3 protein-coding genes and 3 tRNA genes are annotated in these 4,273 nt (G+C 67.5%); 1 reads left to right on the top strand and 5 read right to left on the bottom strand.

Annotation, left to right across the window (positions count from 1 at the left end):
• Positions 1–129: 129 nt before the first annotated feature.
• Entirely contained in the window at positions 130–1,224 is a 1,095-nt protein-coding gene (locus tag AC3WVS_RS18860) for a YeiH family protein (protein WP_010814702.1), read from the bottom strand.
• 98 nt (positions 1,225–1,322) lie between these two features.
• Here AC3WVS_RS18860 and AC3WVS_RS18855 point away from each other — a divergent pair, with 98 nt between their 5' ends.
• On the top strand, positions 1,323–2,252 hold the full coding sequence (locus AC3WVS_RS18855) for a LysR family transcriptional regulator (RefSeq protein ID WP_492319870.1): 930 nt from the start codon (positions 1,323–1,325) through the stop codon (positions 2,250–2,252).
• Between the two features lie 18 nt (positions 2,253–2,270).
• Here the strand turns inward: AC3WVS_RS18855 and AC3WVS_RS18850 are convergent, their stop codons facing one another.
• The 4 genes from AC3WVS_RS18850 to AC3WVS_RS18835 all read right to left on the bottom strand — a co-directional run bounded on the left by AC3WVS_RS18850 (position 2,271) and on the right by AC3WVS_RS18835 (position 4,271).
• Complete coding sequence (locus tag AC3WVS_RS18850) at positions 2,271–3,503, bottom strand: cation:proton antiporter domain-containing protein (protein ID WP_492319869.1); 1,233 nt, start codon at positions 3,501–3,503, stop codon at positions 2,271–2,273.
• Between the two features lie 362 nt (positions 3,504–3,865).
• Positions 3,866–3,939, bottom strand: a tRNA-Cys gene (locus AC3WVS_RS18845).
• Between the two features lie 120 nt (positions 3,940–4,059).
• Positions 4,060–4,135, bottom strand: a tRNA-Gly gene (locus AC3WVS_RS18840).
• 60 nt (positions 4,136–4,195) lie between these two features.
• A tRNA-Gly gene (locus tag AC3WVS_RS18835) sits at positions 4,196–4,271 on the bottom strand.
• Between the last annotated feature and the right edge of the window lie 2 nt (positions 4,272–4,273).

The following is a 4,273-nucleotide window of genomic DNA, read 5'->3' as shown; positions in this document are numbered from 1 at the left end:
TGGCTAACACTTCCCCTTGCCGGGTGTGTAGGGGACTTCCACCCCCAAGTAGGTGCGCCCTGCCGGGCGCACCAAAATAAAAGAAGGGGCCATCGGCCCCTTCTTTTGATGCCTTCAGCTCCGCGCGCGTCAGGCCATCGCGTAGCACATCAGCGCACCCACCCCCATCAGGAATACGAACAGCACACCGGCCAGCGCCAGCGGCTTGCGTCCGGCGCGCACCAGGTCGCCGATGCGGGTGTGCAGGCCGATCGCCAGCATCGCGCAGGCCAGCAGCCAGTTGTCCAGTGCGATCAGCGGCGCCTTCCAGGCAGTGGGCACGGTGCCGGCCGAGTTGACCGCCATCACCGCGACAAACCCCACCGCGAACCACGGCACCGACTTCAGGATGCCATGCAGGCGGCTGCCGCCTGCGGTGCCTTGCTCGGCTTGCTCGCCGCCCTGCGGCCACAGCGCCATCACCAGCAGCAGCGGGCCCAATGCCAGCACGCGCACCATCTTGGCCACCACGGCAGCGTCGGCGGTCGGCTCGCTGATCATCTTGCCGGCGGCGATCACCTGGGCCACCTCGTGCAGCGTCGCGCCGGTAAAGATGCCGAACATGCGCTCGCTGACGGCCCAGTGCCAATGGCCTGTCGCCAGTTCGTACAGATAGGGATAAAGCAGCATGCCGACGGTGCCGAACAGCACCACGGTCGCCACCGCCACGGCGGTCTGCTTGTCGTCGGTGCGCACCACCGACGATACGGCAATGGCCGCGGCGGCACCGCAGATGGCGCTGCCGGAGCTGACCAGGATCGCTTCGCGGCGGCTCAGGCCGAAGAACGTGGTGCCCACCCAGGTGCCGAACAGCAGCGTGGCCACCAGCATGGTCAGCGGCACCACGATGCCCGGCAGCCCCAGCGCGACGATCGAGGCAAAGGTCAGGCGCAGCCCGTACAGTGCCACGCCCAGGCGCAGCAGGTGGTGGCGTGCGACCTGCATGCCGGGGGCCAGCGGCGCCAGCCAGTGGCGCGGCAGCGTATTGGCCGCGACCATGCCGGCGCACATGGCCAGCGTCAGCGCGCTGAGGCCATAGCGCGCCACGGCCGGATGCTCGGCCAGCGCAATCGCCAACCAGGCAATGCCGCCCAGCGGGACCAGTGTCAGCAGGCGCTGCGACCACGGCGGCGGCAAGGCCGGCGCGGCGGCCGGGGTGGTGCGGGGGGCGGAGACGGAGGACATGGCAGGCTCGGGTCGTGTTCTTTAGTGACTCAAGCGTACTGGCGCCCCGCTAACCCGTAAAACGGGTAATATCGGTATGCATTATTGATTATATCGATATGGACCACCGCCCCGATCCCCGGCCCGAACACCGCCCCCTGCGCCTGACGCTGCGCCAGCTGTCCGTCTTCGTTGCCGTGGCCCAGCATGGCAGCACCATGGCGGCGGCGCAGGCACTTGCGATGTCGCAGTCGGCCGTCAGCGCCTCGCTGGCCGAGCTTGAACGCGCGCTCGACAGCCCGCTGTTCGACCGCGTGGCCCGCCGGCTCAGCATCAACGAGACCGGACGCCAGTTTTTCCCGCGCGCGCTGTCGCTGCTGGACCAGGCCCAGGAACTGGAGCGCTTTGCCACCCAGACCGGCGTGCAGCTGCGCATCGCGGCCAGCAATACCATAGGCAGCTACATCCTGCCGCCGCTCCTGGCGGGCTTCCGCCATTCGCGCAGCGGCCCGTGCACGCTGGACCTGCGCATCGGCAATACCCGCGAGGTGCTGCAATCGTTGCTGCAGTTCGACGCCGATATCGGCCTGGTCGAAGGCGCCAGCCATGAGCGCGACCTGCGCAGCGTGCGCTGGTGCGACGACGAGATGGTGGTGGTGGTCGGCCCCTCGCATCCGCTTGCGGCCGCGCCGCATGACCTGGTGGCGCTGCGCGATGCCGAATGGATCGTGCGCGAGCCGGGCTCGGGCACGCGCGAGGTCATCGAGGAACGGCTGGTGCCGTTGCTGGGCGAGTTGCGCTTCGCGCTGGAGCTGGGCAACGCCGAAGCCATCAAGCGCGCCGTAATGAGCGGCTTCGGCGTCAGCTGCCTGTCGCTGCATGTGGTGCGCGATGAACTGGAGCGCGGCACGCTGGTGGCGATCCGCGACGGCCTGCCACGCATCGTGCGGCCGCTGCAGCTGGTGGTGCACCAGGACAAGTTCCCGACCCAGGGGCTACTGGCCTTTACCGAATACCTGCGCACCATGGCGCCGCGGATCGGCGGCTGAGCCGAACCCAGGCTACGGTCATGCCGGCTGCGGATCCGCGCTGCGATGGCGCCGCGCCGTGTACAGGTCGAGCAGGTGGAACAGCACCGGATTGAGCATGATCGACAGCAGCGCCCCGGCCAGGATCAGCGCCTGGCCGCGCTCGGGCAGGATCTTCAGGTAGACGCCGAGGCTGGCGAGAATGAACGAGAACTCGCCGATCTGCGCCAGGCTCACGGCAATGGTCATGCCGGTCTGCCCGGAATGCCCGAAGGCACGCACGATGCCCAGCGCCGCCAGCGACTTGCCCACCACGATGATAAACACCGTCGCCAGCACGCCCCACGGGTCGTTGACCAGCACCATCGGGTCGAACAGCATGCCCACGGATACGAAGAAAAGCACGGCGAAGGCATCGCGCAGCGGCAGCGACTCTTCGGCCGCACGATGACTGAACTCGGACTCCGCCAGCACCATGCCGGCAAAGAACGCGCCCAGCGCGAACGACACGCCAAAGAGCGCATAGGCGCCGTAGGCCACGCCCAGCGCCGTCGCCAGCACGCCCAGGCGGAACATCTCGCGGTTGCCGGTCCAGACGATGCGCTCCAGCATCCACGGGATAAAGCGCCGGCCGATCACCAGCATCACCGCGACGAAAGCGGCCACCTTGCCCAGCGTCGCGAAGATCGCGAGCACCACGTCACCGGTAGCCGGCGCGGCCTCGCCCGGTGTTTCGCCGGCGCCCGCCAGCAGACCTGCCATGGCCGGCAGCAGCACCAGGGCCAGCACCATCGCCAGGTCTTCCACGATCAGCCAGCCGACCGCGATGCGGCCCTGCGGCGACTCCACCAGGTCACGCTCCTGCAAGGCCTTGAGCAGCACCACGGTGCTCGCCACCGACAGCGCCAGTCCGTACACCAGCCCCTGCCCCCATGACCAGCCGAAGCCCCAGGCCACCAGCATCCCCATCAGCGTGGCGATGCCGATCTGCACCACCGCCCCCGGAATGGCGATGCGCTTGACCGCCATCAGGTCCTTGATCGAAAAGTGCAGCCCCACCCCGAACATCAGCAGGATCACGCCAAGCTCGGCCAACTCCGGCGCCAGGGCCTGGTCGGCGGTATAGCCAGGCGTGTGCGGACCGACCACGATGCCTGCGCACAGGTAGCCGATCAACGGCGGCAGGCGCAGCCGGCTGGCGATGGCGCCAAGGATAAAGGCCAGGACGATACCGCCGACGATGGTACTGATAAGCGGGGTGGCGTGATGCATGCGCGCGGGATTCCTCGTGTCAGGGGCTGAACGGCTAACCCGCTCCCAGCCCTGGCAACCGCGACAGCGCCTCCGGCGCGCACCAGCGGTCAGCGCGGGGAAGTCGCCGCAACAATTGGCAGCAGCATCGGAACGGGGAAGAACGGGAAGTGCCGCAGCGGCCCCGGACACGCCGGCGGCGCGTCACGGATCGGGGATGGCGATTGACATGCTGCCCCGCTATCCATCACGCGGAGCCCCCCGAAAAGCGTACGACAGGAGTAATGTAACATGCCCGCCACGTGCCCGAGGCGCGGAGATGGCGGACGATCCGGCGCCCGGAAAACAAAAACGGCGCCGCGAGGCGCCGTTCTGCATGCAACTGGAGGCGGAGGTCGGAATCGAACCGGCGTACACGGCTTTGCAGGCCGCTGCATAACCACTCTGCCACCCCGCCAGGTGACGTGCTGCTGGATTGTATCCGCATTCAGCCGATGCTGCCGGAGCGCAGCTTCCGGCAATGTCTTGCGGCGATTCAACCCAAACAAAAAGGGAAGCGGTGCTTCCCTTTGGGGATTGGAGCGGGAGACGAGTCTCGAACTCGCGACCTCAACCTTGGCAAGGTTGCGCTCTACCAACTGAGCTACTCCCGCATACAACTTTTTGCTGCCAGCCCCGCATCGTGCAAGCACGCTGCCGGACCTTCTTTAACCTGGAGCGGGAGACGAGTCTCGAACTCGCGACCTCAACCTTGGCAAGGTTGCGCTCTACCAACTGAGCTACTCCCGCAG

It is taken from the genome of Cupriavidus sp. CPT47-8839-RL05A (genome assembly GCF_058792255.1).
This window is presented reverse-complemented; position numbering and strand designations above follow the sequence as displayed.

Excerpts from the sequence above, each read along its gene's own strand:
- AC3WVS_RS18860 (WP_010814702.1), bottom strand. The coding sequence starts at position 1,224 with ATGTCCTCCGTCTCCGCCCCCCGCACCACCCCGGCCGCCGCGCCGGCC.
- AC3WVS_RS18855 (WP_492319870.1), top strand. The coding sequence starts at position 1,323 with ATGGACCACCGCCCCGATCCCCGGCCCGAACACCGCCCCCTGCGCCTG.
- AC3WVS_RS18850 (WP_492319869.1), bottom strand. The coding sequence starts at position 3,503 with ATGCATCACGCCACCCCGCTTATCAGTACCATCGTCGGCGGTATCGTC.